Source organism: Bacteroidia bacterium, assembly GCA_037045145.1.
Taxonomy (GTDB): Bacteria; Bacteroidota; Bacteroidia; order AKYH767-A; family OLB10; genus OLB10.
In genome coordinates, this window is sequence record JBAOIA010000011.1 from 415,158 (window position 1) to 431,107 (window position 15,950).

Below are 15,950 nucleotides of genomic sequence, written 5' to 3' on the forward strand. Positions count from 1 at the left end.
TTCTACTCTCAGGGCTTTTTTGCATTAGGGCTTTTTTCTATTCGGCATAATGTTGGCGGATGTGGCTCTTTTTCTCACTTCGTCAGTCGTTTAATTTCTTGGGCAATATGGTCAACAACTTCTTCGTTCTTTATCTTGTCGTCAATGCTGAAAACTACGAATACCTGTCCACCGAATTTTTTAGTGAAGTCGTCAAAACTCGCTTTCATTCTCTCGGTCGCAGAGTAGTTGCCGAAGTTTGCTTTTGCTGTTACAGGTTTTATTTGAATGCCAAATGCTTTGTCGCCAACCCAACCCAGATAATCAATGTCGCCTGCGTGGTCTAGTTCGGGGTCGCTTTCTTCAAACTTTATGTTCGGAAAAGTCTTTGCAAGATTATCTTCTATTACAGATTTCTCTCTGATAAATCCGTCAAAAGTTCTGTTGATGGTAAGGTTATGAATATACTCAATGCAGTCTTGTAATGTAAGTTGGTTAAATGCTTCCGTCCATTCAGGAATTACTATCTCTTTAATTTTAATATAAAGTCTCTCGCCAAGTTCTTCCAAACTTTCTTTCGTAATTTTTGTAGGTGCTTTTCCATCTGTTGTTGCATTTTCAAAATACCATTTTTCCCAATCTTCAATCGTTTTCGGTTGGCATTCTCGAATGAGAGCCATTACTGCTCCAACCTTGTTAGGTCTGGAGAGCTGATAAGTTTGTGTGGCATAGTTTAGAACTTTCTCTTTCTTGCCAAACTCTTTGGAAAATCTTTTAGTAGGTTGCTTTTTCACGATTTCTTAAATATTTTTTGTTAGTAGCACAGTCCATTACTATTTCTTTGAAGTTAAATAGGAACCCGTTTACAACAATGTCATATAGCTTTTTATATTCTTCAATTGAAATTGGTAAATACTCTCCATGGGCAATGCTGTTTCTTTGTCCTACTAAATCTTCATCAATGGTAAGTTGTATGTTTCGGTCAAATTTCCTCTTGTATCTGCTTTCAAACTCTAATGGATTAATGCCTAAAAGAATACAAACATCTTCGAAAATTACAAACTTTAAATTTGAAGTTTTTATTGGGCTTTTCCTAGAGAAATATGCCGTTTTATTCATACCCTCAAAAATCATCTTTATAACTCTTTGATGGTCTTTAATCTTGTTGCTGCTTTCTAAAACGTTTAATTCAGCACGTAGAATTATGCTTGCAAACGATTCACTTAAATCTGAAACATTATGAGACTGAAAGCTTACAAAGTCATAATACCAATTCGCTAATTGCTTTATAAAGCCCTCCCAATGAGCGTAAAGCAAGGCAACACCAGCCCTAATTTTGGCTTTTTGTGCTTTTTCATTTTGCTCGGTAAGTAAAGCACTTCTATAATTGGAAAGTTCTGATATTCTCCAAGCATAGTCTTTTTCAACCAATTCGTATAGATATGTAAGTGTCTTTGGTTCTATACTCATTTTTTAAAGTATTCTTTCCCGAATTTTACAGTAAGAGGAATTCTTGAACTAGTATTGGCAGCTTTGGGAATATGAGTTTCAATATTTTCAATTTTTGACTTAATTAGTTCAATGTCTCCATCTAATTCGGAATAAGAATCAATATTTGAGTATAACCCAATTGCTATTGATTCAAAATAGGATTCTAAAAATTGTGTTCCTTTACCATCTTTTTTAAAGACATCCTTGCCTTTGGCTTTATGCAATAGCATAAAAGTTTTTTTAAACTTATATTTTTCGTCATCTAATTTGAACTGCCCGTTTTGAATTTTACTTATAAGAGAAGCTTCTTCATTATATAAAAAATTGTCGTTAATGAAATCATCCACTTTATAAACTGGCTTTTCTGCAAACATTGAGAAAATGTAGAGTCTCAAAACTAATTCATAGTGGTATTGTTCATCTTTCCACCTATCAGTTAAGTCTAAGCATTCATTATATAATTCATATTCGGCTTGTTCTTTTAGCCACTTATAAAGGTTTTTATCAAGCATTATCAAAACAGCGTTTCTAAACTCTTGTCCAGATAGAACTGAAGAATAATTTAATCTTTGAAAAACTTCAAATTTTGCATTTTGGTGAGATGTGCTTTTAATAATTTTCACTTCAATTTTTGTTCTTCTGAAGTCTATTTGCAAAGGTTCTTTTGGTAATTTCTCCCAAGTCATGCCCTCTAAAGAAGGAAGCATTTTAGTTTTAATTAATGTCGAAGCAGGGAGCTTCTCGCCTTTTTCATCTTTTAATTCTCCCATAAATTCCAGTATGGTAGATATTCTTTGCACACCATCTACCACTTCCCATTTACCTTTATCATTTTGGTAAACAAAAATTGATGGTAATGGAACTCCAATCAAGATGGATTCTATCAGTCGTGAACGAAGCTGTTCTGACCAGCGAAACTTTCGCTGAAAATCGGGATTGATTATTATTTCCCCTTCTTTATAGTTACTTACAATTTCACCTATTGACATTGAATAACCATCGGTAATATACTCTTGCCGACTTTTTATAACCTCAGATAGTAAATTATCTTCTTGTGTCATTACTTTGAATAAGATTTAAAAATTTGTCCTTGTATTTGAAATCAATATCACTGTCAACTTGCACCAAACCGTTCTTAATTAAATGAGCATTGATGAATGTTTTGTTTTCAAGGTAGAGATAGCAAAGTAAATTGTTTTCGCTGTCGTGCTTTACATTGTCGTATTTCAGAAATACACGTTTCCCTTTCGTTTTTTCAATTAGGAACGAAGTTGCTTTGCCGTTGATTACAGGGTCCTCTTTTACTCCAAGAAGTTTTATAGTCAAGTCGTTACTTAAACGTATTTTTTCAGGGCTGATAACTTCTTTAACTGTAAATAGTTCTTCTCTTTTGGTGGAACTGTCTTTATCAATTTTAGAACCGAACTGTAATTTTTTTACATCAATTTTCTTGTCAAGCGTATGAGGGTCTTTGAAAATGTAAGGCAATTTTTGAATTTCTTTTTCAAAGTCGGTTATAGTCAATTGTTGCGTTACAAACTCATAAGTAGTTCCATTCAAGTCCCTCTGATGAACTTCTAACTTTTCTTTGATGTAAGGAATAAATTCGGGATTGATTTCAAAGCCAACGGAATTTCTGTCTGAATTTTTTGCAGCTATAGCTGTTGTTCCGCTTCCTGCAAAGGGGTCAAGAATTGTTTCGCCAACAAACGAAAACATTTTAATTAAGCGTTTCGGTAATTCTTCAGGAAACATTGCAATGTGGCCGTTTTGCCTTGCACCTGCAAAGTTCCAGTGTCCTGCAAAATTTGTGTTCCATTCTTCAGCAGTCATTTTTGAAAGCTCCTTTTGCTCTTTGGTTGGCTTAGGACTGTCGCCCAATTTTTTGAAAACAAGAATAAACTCATAGTCCAATTTCAAAATTCCGTTTCTTGGATATGGATAGGAACCCATTTGAACGCCACCGCCTGTTGTGTTGGAAGTAGTCACCTTTTGCCAAATGATAGCTCCCATATAATCAAAACCGATGTTCTCACAGAACTTGATTATTTCTTCACGAATAGGAATGACTTTGTAACGTCCATAGTAAACTGCACGGGCAAATTGGTCGCCAATGTTTACACACAACCTGCAACCGTTGTGAAGAGTGCGATAGCACTCTTTCCAAACCAAATTCAGGTTATTGATGTAATTCTCATAACTGTCGTGGAAGCCGATTTGATTGTCAGTTCCGTAGTCTTTGAGTTGCCAATAAGGAGGCGAAGTAATAGCCAAATGCACCGAATTGTCAGGCAATTCAGCCATTTGTCTGCTGTCTCCGTTTATTATTTTATGATGAGTTTTCAAGTCGTCTTATATTAAAATTTTGTCTCGGTCAAAGTTACTCAAAATGTCGGTTTAACCGTCCAAAAGTTATCAAGTTTTCACCTGTCGCTCGATAGAAGCACTGTCGCTCTGCCATTTCCGCCAACGGACAGGGCTTTGTGCAGGTGGGATATTAAAATTCCCTCTGCCCGGAGACGCTGCTGATTGAAAATATTTTGTTGAAGATAAGAACAAAAGCCCAGCGATGCTCGTCAAGCCCGAACTGAAGCAGGGATTTGCCAAACTGCTGATTGTACTTCCGTCAGCCCCACTTGCACAAAACCCATGTTCAAGCGACACCTTCGGTGAGTTTTGTATTTTGCTATTGACATCATAAGCAAAGATACGGACATTACCTTTCATCAAAAAATATATTATGAAAGGAAACACCATTTCTTTAAAACCACTCAATGAAAGTGGCAAAAGATGGTTGCAAAAGACTCTGCAACTTTTACAAATACAAGAGTACGGCAAGGGCTCTGTGCGCAACTACCTGCAAGAGCTCACCTTGCTCTTTAAGCATTACAACAATTTGCAAGTGGAAGAATTACGGCAAGAACACATTGAGCGTTATGTGCTATTTATTAAAGAGAACCATAGGGTAGGCCGAGCCAAATGCAGGAGTGTGGCACAAGCCTGTAGTTACTTTTTTAAGAAAGTTATGCCATCGGATTATATCGTTCCCAGCAAGCTTTACCCTAAAAAACAATTTGTGCTTCCTGATATTATGACAGAGCAGCAAGTAGCCCAACTGTTTAATGCATCGCTTTCTTTAAAAGAATACTGTGTTGTGGGGTTGCTTTATGGCTGCGGTATGCGCATTAGCGAAGTGTGTGATTTAAAGATTAGCCATATAGACAGCACCAACCAGCGTATTAAAGTAGTACAGGGTAAAGGCGGAAAAGATCGTTTCACCTTACTGCCACAAAGTTTATTGATTCAGCTTAGGCAGTACTATTTACAGGCCGGACGCCCCAAAGAATACCTGTTTACCAGCCAACAGACCAAGTGTGCTGTTCATGTACGCAGCATGCAGTTGGTGGTAAATAGTGCCATGCAAAAAGCAGGATTCGAATGCGGACGGTTTACGGCACATACCCTGCGACACTCCTTTGCTACGCACCTGCTCAATCAGGGCAATAATATTCATGTGATAAAAACACTGCTTGGCCATAGCAAGTTAGAAACCACCATGATTTATCTGCACCTGCAACACCACACCCAGCTTGGCATTGTATCTCCCTTAGAAAGATTGGGTGGTGGAACAAGCGGAAATTAAGCAAAGGCTTCAAACCAGAATCTTTGCCCACCACAGTGGACAGCAGTTTAATCCGTACAGTCAAAGTGTGTTGAAAAAGTTGTCCGATTGCCATACGTTAAGGTTAGGCATGCATGTTTATCGCTGCAATACTTGTTCTCACCAACATCACCAATATCATAGTTGCGGCAACCGGCATTGCCCCAATTGTGGTGGCTTAAAGCGCGAACAGTGGCTGCACGACAGAATGAGTGAGTTGTTGCCCACCACCTATTTCCATATCGTGTTTACCCTGCCGCAGCAATTAAGAAGTCTGGCCATGGGCAACCGCAAAGCAGTTCTTAATTTGTTGTTTGAAGCAAGCAATTATACGCTTAGAAAATTGGGTAGTGATGAAAAATATCTTGGAGGAACACCGGGCATCATCAGCATTTTGCACACCAACGGACAAGACTTAACTTTTCATCCGCACATACATTGCATCGTGAGTGGTGGTGGCATAGATAAAGAGGGCCGGTGGCAAAAAGAGAAACGCAGGACCGGTAACTTTCTTTTTCCCAGAAGAGCGATGGAAAAGATTTTCAAGGGCTATTTCTTAGAAAAACTGTTAGCATTAAAATTCAATCATCAACTGAATATTGAAGATGAAAAAATGTTTGAGAAAACAATGGGAGAATTGCAGTTCATCAAGTGGAATGTATATGCCAAACGTCCTTTTGGCGGGACACAACAGGTGTTGGAATACTTAGGCAGATATACGCATAAGGTTGCTATTACTACGCATCGGATAATGGCAATAACCGACACAACCATCACATTCAAATACAAAGACTACCAAGATGACAACAAACAAAAGTTGATGACCTTGAGCCATGAAGAATTTTTGCGCAGGTTTGAGCAACACATACTGCCCAAAGGTTTTGTGAAGATACGGCACAGTGGGTTTTTATCCCATCAGAACAAAACAGAGCGTTTAAAATCTATTTGCAGGCAATTAAAAATAGCAGAGCCACCACTAAAAGTAAAACTACCCGTAACCACTTTAGCAGCGATGAAGTACGGTGTGGATATTACGCAGTGTAGTGTTTGTAAAACTGGAACCTTAGAATTACAGGCAACCTATATCAACATAGCACGGCAGGGTGTACAGTTAGTAAATGTAGCGCTGTTGCACAACAAAGGCTCTCCACAAAAGATACAAAAACCTGTTAAACAAATGCGATGACAATAACAAACATAATGACAGCATCTAAAATCCTAAGTATCTTGGGTAGGGGAAGTTGTGTGTTTAAGCAAACCCAATCATCCGCAAACATGCGAAATACTACAACCGGTAACTATAAAAAGCACTAAATCACAAAGAACCAAAGCTACAAAACCTCCTACACAAAAAATACCGGTGTCGCTGAACACCGAATAGCAAAAAGCCCTGAAGTGTTTTCTACTCTCAGGGCTTTTTTGCATTAGGGCTTTTTTCTATTCGGCATAATGTTGCCTGTAGTTTTGTCAATTAGCAAATTGATTATTTTTTTGTTCTTGCGCTGTCCATATCATGTAAATCCCATAAAAAGTCGTAACAATTCCTATCCCAATTCCTACAATAATACTAATATCGGTGCTTGAATTTTTTTTGGTAGCTGTGAATAACAAACCTGCCAAGCCAACAATTGTTGCAAATGAGGCTGTATAGAAGTCTAATTTTCTTTGAAAAATTGAAGACATTGGGAAAAAATGTAAGCCAACGATGGTGGCTATAGCTGGGATAATGAATTCATGGAGATTGAATTGCTTTAATAATAATACACAAACTGCTATTGTTAGCCCTTCTAAGCCGAAAACTAATCCAAACTTCGTTAAAATTTTTCGCCTAATTGTCTTATCTGATTCTTGGGTTTGTGGGAATCTTTTTGAAATTAAAAATAAATGTATCGCATAAACAATAAACACTATAGCAATTAAATCAGTAAACGCAAACAATATCCACATAAAATTGCCGCTTAAGTTTGATGCAGCAGTACCAAACCAAAAAAGTGTAAAAAGAGCCATAAGAATCAAACCAAAGCCCATTGATTTTATCATGTCTCTTGAAACAATACTTCCCATTTTTATGCTGTTAATTCGTGTCGATTAAAAATTACAGGCAACTCACAAATATACGCAACTCCCCAATATTAACAAAAAAATTACGATAGGCGTGATTGTTCTTCACCCTCAGCTGTTTAGAGTATAAATTTTATTGCGGTTTTTGTATTGCTCTTGGTTTTTATCGTACTTTTATAGTGCATTTGCAATACAAAATACGATGTTATGAATAAGCATAATAACACAACATTTACTCCCGAAAACTATGTTTTCGAGGCAGGGCAGCATAAGGATAAAAAAGTGATCTGGATTATTTTTCCTAATAACAAAGAGCTTGCCTTATCACTTAAAAAAACTATGAAAGCCTACTGGAGTGGCAGTAATAAAAAATGGTACGTAGCCGACAATTTTCAGCACCGCAGCTTGTTGGGCTTAGAGCCAAACTATTATTAAAAATCCACTTTGCTGTCCATGGTAAAAAAGACCGTTATACAGTTTTGCCCAAATTGGCCTTGGCACCGCTGCGAAAGTATTATTTAGATAACAAACTCAAAAAATATTTGTTTGAGGGTCAGTATGGTGGTCAATATTCGGTGCGCTCTGTGCAGCAGGTATTCAAAAATGCAATGCAACAAGCTAAAGTCCACAAAAAAGTGGGTGTACATAGTTTACGTCATTCCTACGCCACACATCTCATAGAGCAAGGCACAGACATTCGTTTTGTACAGATACTTTTGGGTCACAACAACATCAAAACCACAATGGGTTATACAGCACTGACCGACATTGCAAAACGAAAAATCAAGAGTCCATTGGATGATTTGTAATGTAAAAAGCTGCCATTGTCATTGATACAGATAAATTTTTTTATGTATTGTTAGTCTGCCATTACAATAAAACCATATAAAGTATAACAACCATTCACTGTCACAAAAATTAAAATACACTGTTCATAATTTACAACCATCTTTAGCACTGCATCAATGCCTCTTTGTATTTTAGCCTTTATGAAAGTTTTTTTTATACCCCTGTTTCTGCTTCTGAATGTTGTCTCTCTTTTTGCTCAAAATGACCTCAGAATTATACCCAAGCCCACAAGCATTGTTGAACAACCCGGCACCTTTATACTACACCGTAAAATTGCCATTGTAGAAGGTCCTGCATGGGTTACCGGTGATGCAGCAGCAAGGGTTTATTGTGCACAGCTAAAAGATAGCATTGGGCTACACCTTGCCATTGTGAATGCGCTGCGTGAAGGCACCTTTGAAAACGCTATAAACCTGAAAAAAATAAATGATGCTTCATTAGGCAGTGATGGTTATAGAATAAAAATTAAAAAACCTGCCATTATTGTAGAGGCTAACAACGACAACGGACTAACAAATGCGCTGCATTATCTATTTCAAATAATACCAAGAAAATTTTTTGAGGACAAAAATCCCAAAGCAAAAATTCCACTCAGTTGTAGCGAAATTACATGCAAGTTTTGAAAGCTATATAGCTTTAAAGTGTGATAAATATATCAGGCATAAAGAGAAAATTACTATCCAGAAATGGATAGTACAATATATTGCATTTACCAACTTAATTAAATAGTTAATAAAGTACCAACCGTTTACTGAACAGTAAGTATTAAAGATGCATTAAGTAGATTTAATGGAATGGTTGTTATAATAATACTTGGCTGTAATTGGAATAAAAATGAAAGCAAGCATTCCAAGACCGAGCACTAGCATAACATTGGCTCCCGGCCAATACATTGTTTTGAATAATACACCAAGAGTAGTCAACGATGCGGCAACGGCTCCTGAAACAAACATAATCTTTTTCATATTTTATATAATTTAGTGTTTCTACTCAAATGATAATGCTTATTTAAACGCATTAAAGATATATTAATTGTGTATTTATGGATACTATTTAAATTAATGTAACTGAAGTTGCATTACAGTTATGATTTTTATCAGACTTTTGCGGCAAAGTATTAATAAAGAAAAGTTGTGGAATTATTAGGCTATGCCGGTGCAGTACTCATGGGACTTTCACTCGGTCTTATGGGTGGTGGCGGCAGCATATTAACTGTGCCTATTTTAGTTTATCTGTTTTCTATTGACGCTGTATTGGCTACAACATACTCTCTGTTTATTGTTGGCTTTACAAGCCTGATAGGCACTTTCAGTCACATTAAAATGGGAAACATACACCGGACTACAGCTCTTGTGTTCGGCATTCCCTCCGTTTTTTCCGTTTTTATCACTAGAGCTTTAATCGTTCCAGCCATTCCAGATCAACTTTTTAGTATAGGTGCTTTGCAGATTACAAAACCTATTGCACTGCTGCTGTTGTTTGCCATCATCATGTTGTTTGCATCTTACTCCATGATCAGAAGAAAAAAGCAAAAACCGGATTTCGAAAAAATTCAATATAACTATCCTCTCATCATTATGCAAGGTTTAATTGTAGGTGCTGTTACAGGTTTAGTTGGTGCCGGTGGCGGTTTCTTAATTGTGCCTGCATTGGTATTGATGGCTCACCTGCCAATGAAAAAAGCTGTGGGCACTTCTTTGTTTATTATTGCTATTAACTCCTTGCTGGGTTTTACAGTCAGTCTGTTCCATAAAGAAACCATCAATTGGAATTTTCTACTGACTTTTTCTGCCGTAGCAGTAGTGGGCATTTTAATAGGCAGTCTGTTATCTAAAAACATTGCAAACGAAAAACTCAAACCTGCATTTGGCTGGTTTGTTCTGGTAATGGGTATTTATATTATCCTTAAAGAAACATTGTTGAAATAATAATATGTTTTACCTCAATTTGTTTCCGCATTTCATTACTCAATACACTATACTTTTTTAAAAATTTTTTTACTCAACACTAAATATATTTAAAAATATGCTTGAATTAATTCTTAAACCATGGCCGTGGTATGTTGCAGGACCCCTGATTGGACTCATTGTACCGGCATTGCTGATACTTGGAAACAAATCATTCGGCATCAGCTCTTCATTCCGTCATGTTTGTGCTGCTTGTATGCCATCAAACATTCCATTCTTCAAATATGATTGGAAAAAAGAAAGATGGAATTTGTTTTTTGTTGCCGGAATAACGGCAGGTGGATTTATTGCAATGAATTTACTTACCGTAGCAACAAAAGTTGATATCAATCCTTCGTTAGCAACTTCTCTTAATGAAAATGGGATAACAGACTTTAGTGGTTTGGTGCCTGCAGATTTATTTAACTGGAATAGTTTATTTACCCTAAGAGGTTTTGTTATGATGGTTGTAGGTGGTTTTTTTGTTGGCTTCGGCACCCGTTATGCAGGAGGATGTACCAGCGGACATGCTATAATGGGATTATCTACGCTTCAACTTCCTTCTTTGATAGCTACCTGTTGTTTTATGGCCGGTGGTTTCATTATGGCTAATGTAATTTTACCTTATATACTTTCCCTTTAAAATTAATTTTATGAAATCAGAAGTTGCTATAGAAAAAGAACAAAACACAGATTTTGAAACACGTTCGTTAGATACAATTTGTGTAAACGAAAGTCATCTTGAACATAGTTGGGTTCATAACATAAAATACAGCCTTATGGGAATTGTGTTTGGAATTATTTTAGTAAAAGCAGAAGTAATATCGTGGTTCAGAATACAGGAAATGTTCAGACTTCAATCATTCCACATGTATGGTATCATTGGCAGTGCTGTTGCTGTTGGTATCTTGTCTGTTTGGCTTATTCGAAAATTCAAAATCAAAACAATTTACGGAGAAGAAATAACCCTGCATCCAAAAGAGTTTAATAAAGGACAAATTTGGGGAGGATTGATTTTTGGTTTGGGATGGGCTACCACAGGTGCCTGTCCGGGACCTCTGTTTGCTACAATTGGCTCGGGTGCTACTGTTATTGTTGTAAGCTTGCTAAGTGCTATTGCCGGAACATGGGTATATGGTAAATTCCGCGACAAACTTCCGCATTGATTTAAAAAGTTAGTTGCTGGCTGAGTTTTGATTTTAGTTTTAAAAACAAATTTATTTTTGTTCTGTTAACCATAAGTGGTCTGAACTATTGTTAGTTTTATAACAATAAATTTTGTCACCAAGATGATAAGTGTTTCTGAAATCATTTTACGGCTTTTTTTAGCATCACTCTTTGGTGCCCTCATTGGACTTGAAAGAGAAAGAAAGCATTGGGCAGCAGGTATGCGAACACACATGCTTGTTTGTGTAGGCTCCTGCCTGATGATGATGGTGTCTGCATTTGGATTTTCTGACATCTTAGGCAATCCTGATATAACACTTGACCCTTCGCGAATTGCAGCACAAGTAGTCACCGGTATTGGATTTATTGGTGCCGGAGCCATTCTGTTTTCCAAAAATGAAACTATTAGAGGACTAACTACAGCAGCAGGAATATGGACAGTGGCAGGTATTGGCTTGGCAACAGGAGGTGGAATGGTTCTTGCCGCAGCTATAACAACAGGTTTTGCCATAATTATATTATGGGGACTACAGCCTTTAGAAAAAAAATATTTTGAAAAATTTAAACAAAAAAGTTTACGTATAACTACAAGTCATGATTTTGGTAATGCAGAATTTCTGACTGCACTTTTAAAAGAAAATGGAATAGTCCTGATTTCATTAAATTTTACAAGAACAAACGAAGATTTGATATTCCAGATTCAACTCGAACATGCTGACACCGGAACATTAGAATCAGTTATAAATCTACTTAAAAAAAATTCAGCCATTAAAGAAATTCAATGGTTAAATTGAATATTGAAAACACACTTACTTCTAAAGATTAAAATTAAAACAATAGTTCGGTTTTCTTGTTTAAGATTGTCAATACTTCATAATCGGTGATGATATAAGTCAGCAGCTGATTTATAATTTAATTCTATTTTAGCGGTCAGTGTTTAATAAAATTTCTTAGTTATGATTAATATAGGTATCAATAAAAAGCAGGCAAAACAACTGGCTGCAAAACTTAATCTTCTGCTTGCAGATTACATGGTATTTTATCAAACAACTCGTGGTTTACACTGGAATATCAGAGGTGAAAAGTTTTTTGAACTACACTTAAAGTTTGAAGAACTGTATAACGACTTATTGGTTAAAGTTGATGAAATAGCAGAGCGTATTTTAACTTTAGATGAAACACCACTACATACCTTTAGCGATTACAGTAAGGCATCACAACTGAAAGAAATTAAGAATGTATCAGACCCGTCAAAATCAATAAAAGCAATTTTGGATGCATTTGAAACTATTTTAATTAAACAGCGCGAGATATTAAAAATGTCAGCTGATGCAGATGATGAAGGTACCAATGCATTGATGAGTGATTATATCAGCGAGCAGGAAAAATTAGTCTGGATGTATAGCGCATATTACAATAAATAGAATGGAAACAACAACACAAAACAAATCTTTCAAAGAAATTATTCAGGGTGAAAAACCTGTATTGGTTGACTTTTTTGCCGAATGGTGCGGCCCGTGTAAAATGATGGCTCCCATACTACATGAAGTAAAAAATGAAGTAGGCGATAAAGCTGTGATACTTAAAATTGATGTGGATAAAAATCCTGCTGTTGCAGCTGCTTATGAGATTCAGGGAGTCCCAACATTAATCTTGTTTAAATCCGGAAAAGTTTTGTGGCGGCAAAGTGGTGTGGTTAACAAACCACAACTACTGCGAATCATTGAACAAAATATGGGGTAGATGTTTTATGATATTAAATTGGCTGTCTAATACCATAAAAAAATGTAATTATTGTTCTTTGGGATAATAAATCGTAAAAACCCTGTTGAGGTTAAAACCAAAATGAATGCCGCCATCAAGCCAGTCGCCTGTGGTTTCGGCAATAAAACCTTTTTCTACCATACTGCGAGAATTTGTAAAATGTATTTGAAAAACGTGACCTCCTGTTTCAATATCAAAGCCTACAGCAAGTGAGTTTTTATAAGTGCTGCTAATCTGATCAGGTAATACATAATAGTATTCTGCTGTAAAAGCAATACTCTTCGAAATTTTTATTCGACCGCCACCTCCTAATGCAAATACATCGTTTTTTTCATTGACAGTAGGTACCAGATTACGATGAATGAGTGTTGGCATTATCTGAACAGAAAATTCATTACTTAATTTAGAGCCTATTAACAGCTGATAAGAATATGTCAATCTTGATGAGAAATAGTTTTTTCGCTGCGGATCAGTAAATTTTAATGAGTTCAGTTGCATGGATGTCACTGCTGAAAGCGTAACCGGTGTACCGCCTTTTCGTTGCTTTAGTAATTTAACTTTTAATAGTCCATCATACATTTTTTCAAATGTGCTGCGTCCAATACCAACATTCAACCAGTCTGTAACACCATAGTCAAATCCGAGTCTCATGGTAGCGTTGTCTAAACCAAAAAACTCATATCCTCCACTATTTATCTGCCCGAAACGATGTAATATCATCAACTGTAAAACACCTTGTTTGTTGTTTTCAACACTATGCCCATTAATGAGCCTGGTTGATTTAAATGTTGCCGTAACTTCTTCTTTCTTTTCTTTCTCACCACTTTCATTAAGCATTTTCATCAGGTCGTCCTGTGCAGCTGCTTGTAGGGTAATAAAAGTAAATCCAATAAAAAACAGTTTTCTGATTGCTAGCATAAAAATATTTTTAGTTCTTCTTTTGATATGGAACAAGTTCAAATTTACAGGTTACTTTAACAACTTCGGCAATATTCTGAATAACCAATTTCGGAATATCAACTTTGTGATCTTTTAAAGCCACATTAAAGCTACCTTCAATTGCCGGTACTCCTGCTTTAAAACTATATTCTGCTTTATAATTTGCCGGATTTTCAACTCCATGAATTATTATTGTCCCGTTTACGGTTACCTGATATGCTGTGTCACGATCAGTAACCAAGGGCTCCTGAATTTTTCCTTTAAATGTAGCATCTTTATATTTATCGCTTTCAAGATATTTTTCATTAAAGTGCTCTTCCATCAATGCTTTTTCAAATTTGAATGAACGAATGGCTACCAACGAAACAATATCACCTGTTGTAACATTCAAAATGCAATGTGCTTTTTTACTTGTGGCATCAATGTTTTCAAGAGGTGCTTCTGAAAAGAAAGAAATGGTACCGGCATTGGTTGTAAAAACATTTTGTGCCTGTGCATAATGCATTCCTGCCATTAATACACAAAGAATTAATTTTTTCATTTTTATATGTTTAATTATTGGGTGCTCCCTGATTTATCCAGATTGAAATTTTTTTGATGTTGCAATCACTTAATTTATTTTGATTTTTTGGCATTGGTTCATATCCCGACTCATGATTGAGAGAACCTAAAAGTTTTCCATTATCAACATAGGTTTTTATTGCTGTATAAGTATCAATAACAACATTGCCTTGCGCCATAGATGCCGAATGACAAACCTTGCAGTTGCTGCTAATTATTGGTGCCACTGTTTGTGAGTAAGTAATGTTAAGGGTATCACAGTTGCCTGTATTCGGATATAACTCATCTTCCACATCATAGTAACAACCACTTATGCAAAATGCAATTAAAATACCCAAAATAGAAATTAAACTTTTATTCATGCTTTGTTAATTGTCGGGATAACCATCATTTACCCACTTAATAATTTGTTTTATTTTACAGTTAGGAATATATTTTGTTGAATCATCTTTGTCGGGCATGGTAAAATATCCGTCAGCATGGGTTACAGCACCAACTAACTGTCCTGTCATTGCTACTGCAGAAACATCATCATAAGTAACTAATGAAAGGTTTCCCAACGGTGCACTTCCACTATGGCAGGTCTGACAAATGGTTTGCATAATGGGTAAGATACTTCCCGAAAATGTTACATTAATACTATCGCAGCCCAGACATTCATTGTTTTTAGCACCTTGCATAATCCATTGGTAAATATCATTAATCTGTACACTACTCAATGGAGAACCCGGTGGTGGCGGCATGATATCATCGGGGTCATTTTCAATAAGCACCTTGTAAAGTTTGCTGTCTTCGGGCCGGCCGGCTTTAACATCTCCTGTCTGAATAATGTTGGCATAGGTATCTAAAATAACGCCATCTTCTGCAGTTGCAGCATCGTGACATCCGCTATAGGCACATGATGCAGTTATTATTGGCTGAATGGTGTTTTTAAAATAAACCGTATCGGTGCTGCAATCTTCAGTGGCAGTGCTGTCATCGGTTGCTATAGCTAAGTCCTGCGGCTCGTGCTTACAGGAAGCTGCTGCAATTGTCAGTAGCATCAACCAAAAAAATATTGTTTTATTCATGCATGATTCAATTTTAAAACAAATAAAAAAGATATCTTTTAATTGTAGTCAATAAAAATGTATTAATGGGAAAATATAATGGCTGAAAGGTAATAAACATAAATATTCATTGTTTCAACATCAACATTTGAGTTACTTTTGCTCAAATATTTAAGATATGAACGGCATGCTTTTATTTTTAGATAATCTTGGTGGGGGTGAATTATTAGTGATCATGGTGTTTGTATTATTCTTCTTCGGTTCAAAAAAAGTACCTGACTTGGCCAGAGGGCTTGGTCGTGCCAGCCGCGAGTTTAAAGATGCTATGAATGGTGTACAACGCGAAATTGAGCAGAGTATGCAAACCCCGCCACCATCACCACAACAACCTCCAAAAACCATTGAAAAGCCTGATACCCCCGAAAATAATGGGGGTATAGATGAAAAAAATGCCTGATTTTAGGTGAAAGGCCCTGTTTTTTA

The 15,950-nt window shown here is 36.4% G+C and carries 23 protein-coding genes; 12 read left to right on the forward strand and 11 right to left on the reverse strand.

Annotation, left to right across the window (positions count from 1 at the left end; translation table 11 throughout):
- Positions 1-74 precede the first annotated feature (74 nt).
- From V9G42_02675 to V9G42_02695, 5 genes are all read right to left on the reverse strand, one after another.
- The gene (locus V9G42_02675; GenBank protein ID MEI2758322.1) at positions 75-773 is read right to left on the reverse strand and encodes an MjaI family restriction endonuclease; all 699 of its coding nucleotides are present in this window, start codon (positions 771-773) and stop codon (positions 75-77) included.
- Positions 754-1,449 (reverse strand): MAE_28990/MAE_18760 family HEPN-like nuclease, encoded by a 696-nt coding sequence (locus V9G42_02680; protein MEI2758323.1) that lies wholly within the window; start codon positions 1,447-1,449, stop codon positions 754-756. The genes V9G42_02675 and V9G42_02680 overlap by 20 nt, the downstream gene beginning before the upstream one ends.
- A complete protein-coding gene (locus V9G42_02685) occupies positions 1,446-2,531 on the reverse strand; it encodes a DUF262 domain-containing protein (protein ID MEI2758324.1) in 1,086 nt (361 codons plus the stop codon). The genes V9G42_02680 and V9G42_02685 overlap by 4 nt, the downstream gene beginning before the upstream one ends.
- Complete coding sequence (locus V9G42_02690; protein MEI2758325.1) at positions 2,515-3,774, reverse strand: DNA methyltransferase; 1,260 nt, start codon at positions 3,772-3,774, stop codon at positions 2,515-2,517. Before V9G42_02690 ends, V9G42_02685 begins: the two co-directional genes overlap by 17 nt.
- A 111-nt stretch (positions 3,775-3,885) precedes the next feature.
- Positions 3,886-4,197 (reverse strand): hypothetical protein, encoded by a 312-nt coding sequence (locus V9G42_02695; GenBank protein MEI2758326.1) that lies wholly within the window; start codon positions 4,195-4,197, stop codon positions 3,886-3,888.
- A gap of 13 nt (positions 4,198-4,210) precedes the next feature.
- On the opposite strand from V9G42_02695, the gene V9G42_02700 reads away from it, so the two are divergent.
- Both V9G42_02700 and V9G42_02705 read left to right on the forward strand, forming a co-directional pair.
- Positions 4,211-5,113, forward strand: coding sequence for a tyrosine-type recombinase/integrase (locus V9G42_02700; protein ID MEI2758327.1), 903 nt, complete (start codon positions 4,211-4,213; stop codon positions 5,111-5,113).
- The gene (locus V9G42_02705) at positions 5,094-6,317 is read left to right on the forward strand and encodes an IS91 family transposase (protein MEI2758328.1); all 1,224 of its coding nucleotides are present in this window, start codon (positions 5,094-5,096) and stop codon (positions 6,315-6,317) included. Before V9G42_02700 ends, V9G42_02705 begins: the two co-directional genes overlap by 20 nt.
- A 281-nt stretch (positions 6,318-6,598) precedes the next feature.
- Here V9G42_02705 and V9G42_02710 read toward each other — a convergent pair whose 3' ends face one another.
- A complete protein-coding gene (locus tag V9G42_02710; GenBank protein ID MEI2758329.1) occupies positions 6,599-7,195 on the reverse strand; it encodes a hypothetical protein in 597 nt (198 codons plus the stop codon).
- A 204-nt stretch (positions 7,196-7,399) separates the two neighbouring features.
- On the opposite strand from V9G42_02710, the gene V9G42_02715 reads away from it, so the two are divergent.
- From V9G42_02715 to V9G42_02725, 3 genes are all read left to right on the forward strand, one after another.
- Positions 7,400-7,627, forward strand: a complete 228-nt coding sequence (locus tag V9G42_02715; protein MEI2758330.1) for a hypothetical protein — start codon at positions 7,400-7,402, stop codon at positions 7,625-7,627.
- A 59-nt stretch (positions 7,628-7,686) separates the two neighbouring features.
- The gene (locus V9G42_02720) at positions 7,687-8,001 is read left to right on the forward strand and encodes a tyrosine-type recombinase/integrase (protein MEI2758331.1); all 315 of its coding nucleotides are present in this window, start codon (positions 7,687-7,689) and stop codon (positions 7,999-8,001) included.
- A gap of 180 nt (positions 8,002-8,181) precedes the next feature.
- Positions 8,182-8,664, forward strand: coding sequence for a glycoside hydrolase family 20 zincin-like fold domain-containing protein (locus V9G42_02725; GenBank protein ID MEI2758332.1), 483 nt, complete (start codon positions 8,182-8,184; stop codon positions 8,662-8,664).
- Positions 8,665-8,817: 153 nt separating this feature from the next.
- Here the strand turns inward: V9G42_02725 and V9G42_02730 are convergent, their stop codons facing one another.
- A complete protein-coding gene (locus V9G42_02730; protein MEI2758333.1) occupies positions 8,818-9,006 on the reverse strand; it encodes a hypothetical protein in 189 nt (62 codons plus the stop codon).
- A 168-nt stretch (positions 9,007-9,174) separates the two neighbouring features.
- Here V9G42_02730 and V9G42_02735 point away from each other — a divergent pair, with 168 nt between their 5' ends.
- The 6 genes from V9G42_02735 to trxA all read left to right on the forward strand — a co-directional run bounded on the left by V9G42_02735 (position 9,175) and on the right by trxA (position 12,897).
- The gene (locus V9G42_02735; protein MEI2758334.1) at positions 9,175-9,969 is read left to right on the forward strand and encodes a sulfite exporter TauE/SafE family protein; all 795 of its coding nucleotides are present in this window, start codon (positions 9,175-9,177) and stop codon (positions 9,967-9,969) included.
- Between the two features lie 97 nt (positions 9,970-10,066).
- Positions 10,067-10,630 carry a YeeE/YedE thiosulfate transporter family protein gene (locus V9G42_02740; GenBank protein MEI2758335.1) on the forward strand — a complete coding sequence of 188 codons (564 nt, stop codon included), beginning with the start codon at positions 10,067-10,069 and terminating at the stop codon, positions 10,628-10,630.
- A gap of 10 nt (positions 10,631-10,640) precedes the next feature.
- A complete protein-coding gene (locus tag V9G42_02745) occupies positions 10,641-11,153 on the forward strand; it encodes a DUF6691 family protein (protein ID MEI2758336.1) in 513 nt (170 codons plus the stop codon).
- A gap of 123 nt (positions 11,154-11,276) precedes the next feature.
- Positions 11,277-11,948, forward strand: coding sequence for an MgtC/SapB family protein (locus V9G42_02750; GenBank protein ID MEI2758337.1), 672 nt, complete (start codon positions 11,277-11,279; stop codon positions 11,946-11,948).
- A 162-nt stretch (positions 11,949-12,110) separates the two neighbouring features.
- A complete protein-coding gene (locus V9G42_02755; GenBank protein ID MEI2758338.1) occupies positions 12,111-12,578 on the forward strand; it encodes a DNA starvation/stationary phase protection protein in 468 nt (155 codons plus the stop codon).
- A gap of 1 nt (position 12,579) precedes the next feature.
- On the forward strand, positions 12,580-12,897 hold the full coding sequence (trxA, locus tag V9G42_02760) for a thioredoxin (GenBank protein ID MEI2758339.1): 318 nt from the start codon (positions 12,580-12,582) through the stop codon (positions 12,895-12,897).
- 48 nt (positions 12,898-12,945) lie between these two features.
- Here trxA and V9G42_02765 read toward each other — a convergent pair whose 3' ends face one another.
- Genes V9G42_02765 through V9G42_02780 form a run of 4 tightly spaced genes read right to left on the reverse strand, consistent with a single transcriptional unit; the run spans position 12,946 to position 15,488 of the window.
- Complete coding sequence (locus V9G42_02765; protein ID MEI2758340.1) at positions 12,946-13,836, reverse strand: DUF5777 family beta-barrel protein; 891 nt, start codon at positions 13,834-13,836, stop codon at positions 12,946-12,948.
- A 10-nt stretch (positions 13,837-13,846) separates the two neighbouring features.
- A complete protein-coding gene (locus tag V9G42_02770; protein ID MEI2758341.1) occupies positions 13,847-14,398 on the reverse strand; it encodes a YceI family protein in 552 nt (183 codons plus the stop codon).
- Positions 14,399-14,408: 10 nt separating this feature from the next.
- Positions 14,409-14,780, reverse strand: a complete 372-nt coding sequence (locus V9G42_02775; protein MEI2758342.1) for a hypothetical protein — start codon at positions 14,778-14,780, stop codon at positions 14,409-14,411.
- Between the two features lie 6 nt (positions 14,781-14,786).
- On the reverse strand, positions 14,787-15,488 hold the full coding sequence (locus V9G42_02780) for a c-type cytochrome domain-containing protein (protein MEI2758343.1): 702 nt from the start codon (positions 15,486-15,488) through the stop codon (positions 14,787-14,789).
- Positions 15,489-15,645: 157 nt separating this feature from the next.
- Between V9G42_02780 and V9G42_02785 the strand changes: the two genes are divergently transcribed.
- Entirely contained in the window at positions 15,646-15,924 is a 279-nt protein-coding gene (locus V9G42_02785) for a twin-arginine translocase TatA/TatE family subunit (GenBank protein MEI2758344.1), read from the forward strand.
- The last annotated feature ends 26 nt before the right edge of the window (positions 15,925-15,950 follow it).

Excerpts from the sequence above, each read along its gene's own strand:
- V9G42_02750 (MEI2758337.1), top strand. The coding sequence starts at position 11,277 with ATGATAAGTGTTTCTGAAATCATTTTACGGCTTTTTTTAGCATCACTC.
- V9G42_02690 (MEI2758325.1), bottom strand. The coding sequence starts at position 3,774 with ATGGCTGAATTGCCTGACAATTCGGTGCATTTGGCTATTACTTCGCCT.
- V9G42_02775 (MEI2758342.1), bottom strand. The coding sequence starts at position 14,780 with ATGAATAAAAGTTTAATTTCTATTTTGGGTATTTTAATTGCATTTTGC.
- V9G42_02715 (MEI2758330.1), top strand. The coding sequence starts at position 7,400 with ATGAATAAGCATAATAACACAACATTTACTCCCGAAAACTATGTTTTC.
- V9G42_02740 (MEI2758335.1), top strand. The coding sequence starts at position 10,067 with ATGCTTGAATTAATTCTTAAACCATGGCCGTGGTATGTTGCAGGACCC.
- V9G42_02695 (MEI2758326.1), bottom strand. The coding sequence starts at position 4,197 with ATGAAAGGTAATGTCCGTATCTTTGCTTATGATGTCAATAGCAAAATA.
- V9G42_02730 (MEI2758333.1), bottom strand. The coding sequence starts at position 9,006 with ATGAAAAAGATTATGTTTGTTTCAGGAGCCGTTGCCGCATCGTTGACT.
- V9G42_02700 (MEI2758327.1), top strand. The coding sequence starts at position 4,211 with ATGAAAGGAAACACCATTTCTTTAAAACCACTCAATGAAAGTGGCAAA.
- V9G42_02725 (MEI2758332.1), top strand. The coding sequence starts at position 8,182 with ATGAAAGTTTTTTTTATACCCCTGTTTCTGCTTCTGAATGTTGTCTCT.
- V9G42_02745 (MEI2758336.1), top strand. The coding sequence starts at position 10,641 with ATGAAATCAGAAGTTGCTATAGAAAAAGAACAAAACACAGATTTTGAA.
- V9G42_02680 (MEI2758323.1), bottom strand. The coding sequence starts at position 1,449 with ATGAGTATAGAACCAAAGACACTTACATATCTATACGAATTGGTTGAA.
- trxA (MEI2758339.1), top strand. The coding sequence starts at position 12,580 with ATGGAAACAACAACACAAAACAAATCTTTCAAAGAAATTATTCAGGGT.
- V9G42_02685 (MEI2758324.1), bottom strand. The coding sequence starts at position 2,531 with ATGACACAAGAAGATAATTTACTATCTGAGGTTATAAAAAGTCGGCAA.
- V9G42_02765 (MEI2758340.1), bottom strand. The coding sequence starts at position 13,836 with ATGCTAGCAATCAGAAAACTGTTTTTTATTGGATTTACTTTTATTACC.
- V9G42_02780 (MEI2758343.1), bottom strand. The coding sequence starts at position 15,488 with ATGAATAAAACAATATTTTTTTGGTTGATGCTACTGACAATTGCAGCA.
- V9G42_02710 (MEI2758329.1), bottom strand. The coding sequence starts at position 7,195 with ATGGGAAGTATTGTTTCAAGAGACATGATAAAATCAATGGGCTTTGGT.
- V9G42_02770 (MEI2758341.1), bottom strand. The coding sequence starts at position 14,398 with ATGAAAAAATTAATTCTTTGTGTATTAATGGCAGGAATGCATTATGCA.
- V9G42_02785 (MEI2758344.1), top strand. The coding sequence starts at position 15,646 with ATGAACGGCATGCTTTTATTTTTAGATAATCTTGGTGGGGGTGAATTA.
- V9G42_02755 (MEI2758338.1), top strand. The coding sequence starts at position 12,111 with ATGATTAATATAGGTATCAATAAAAAGCAGGCAAAACAACTGGCTGCA.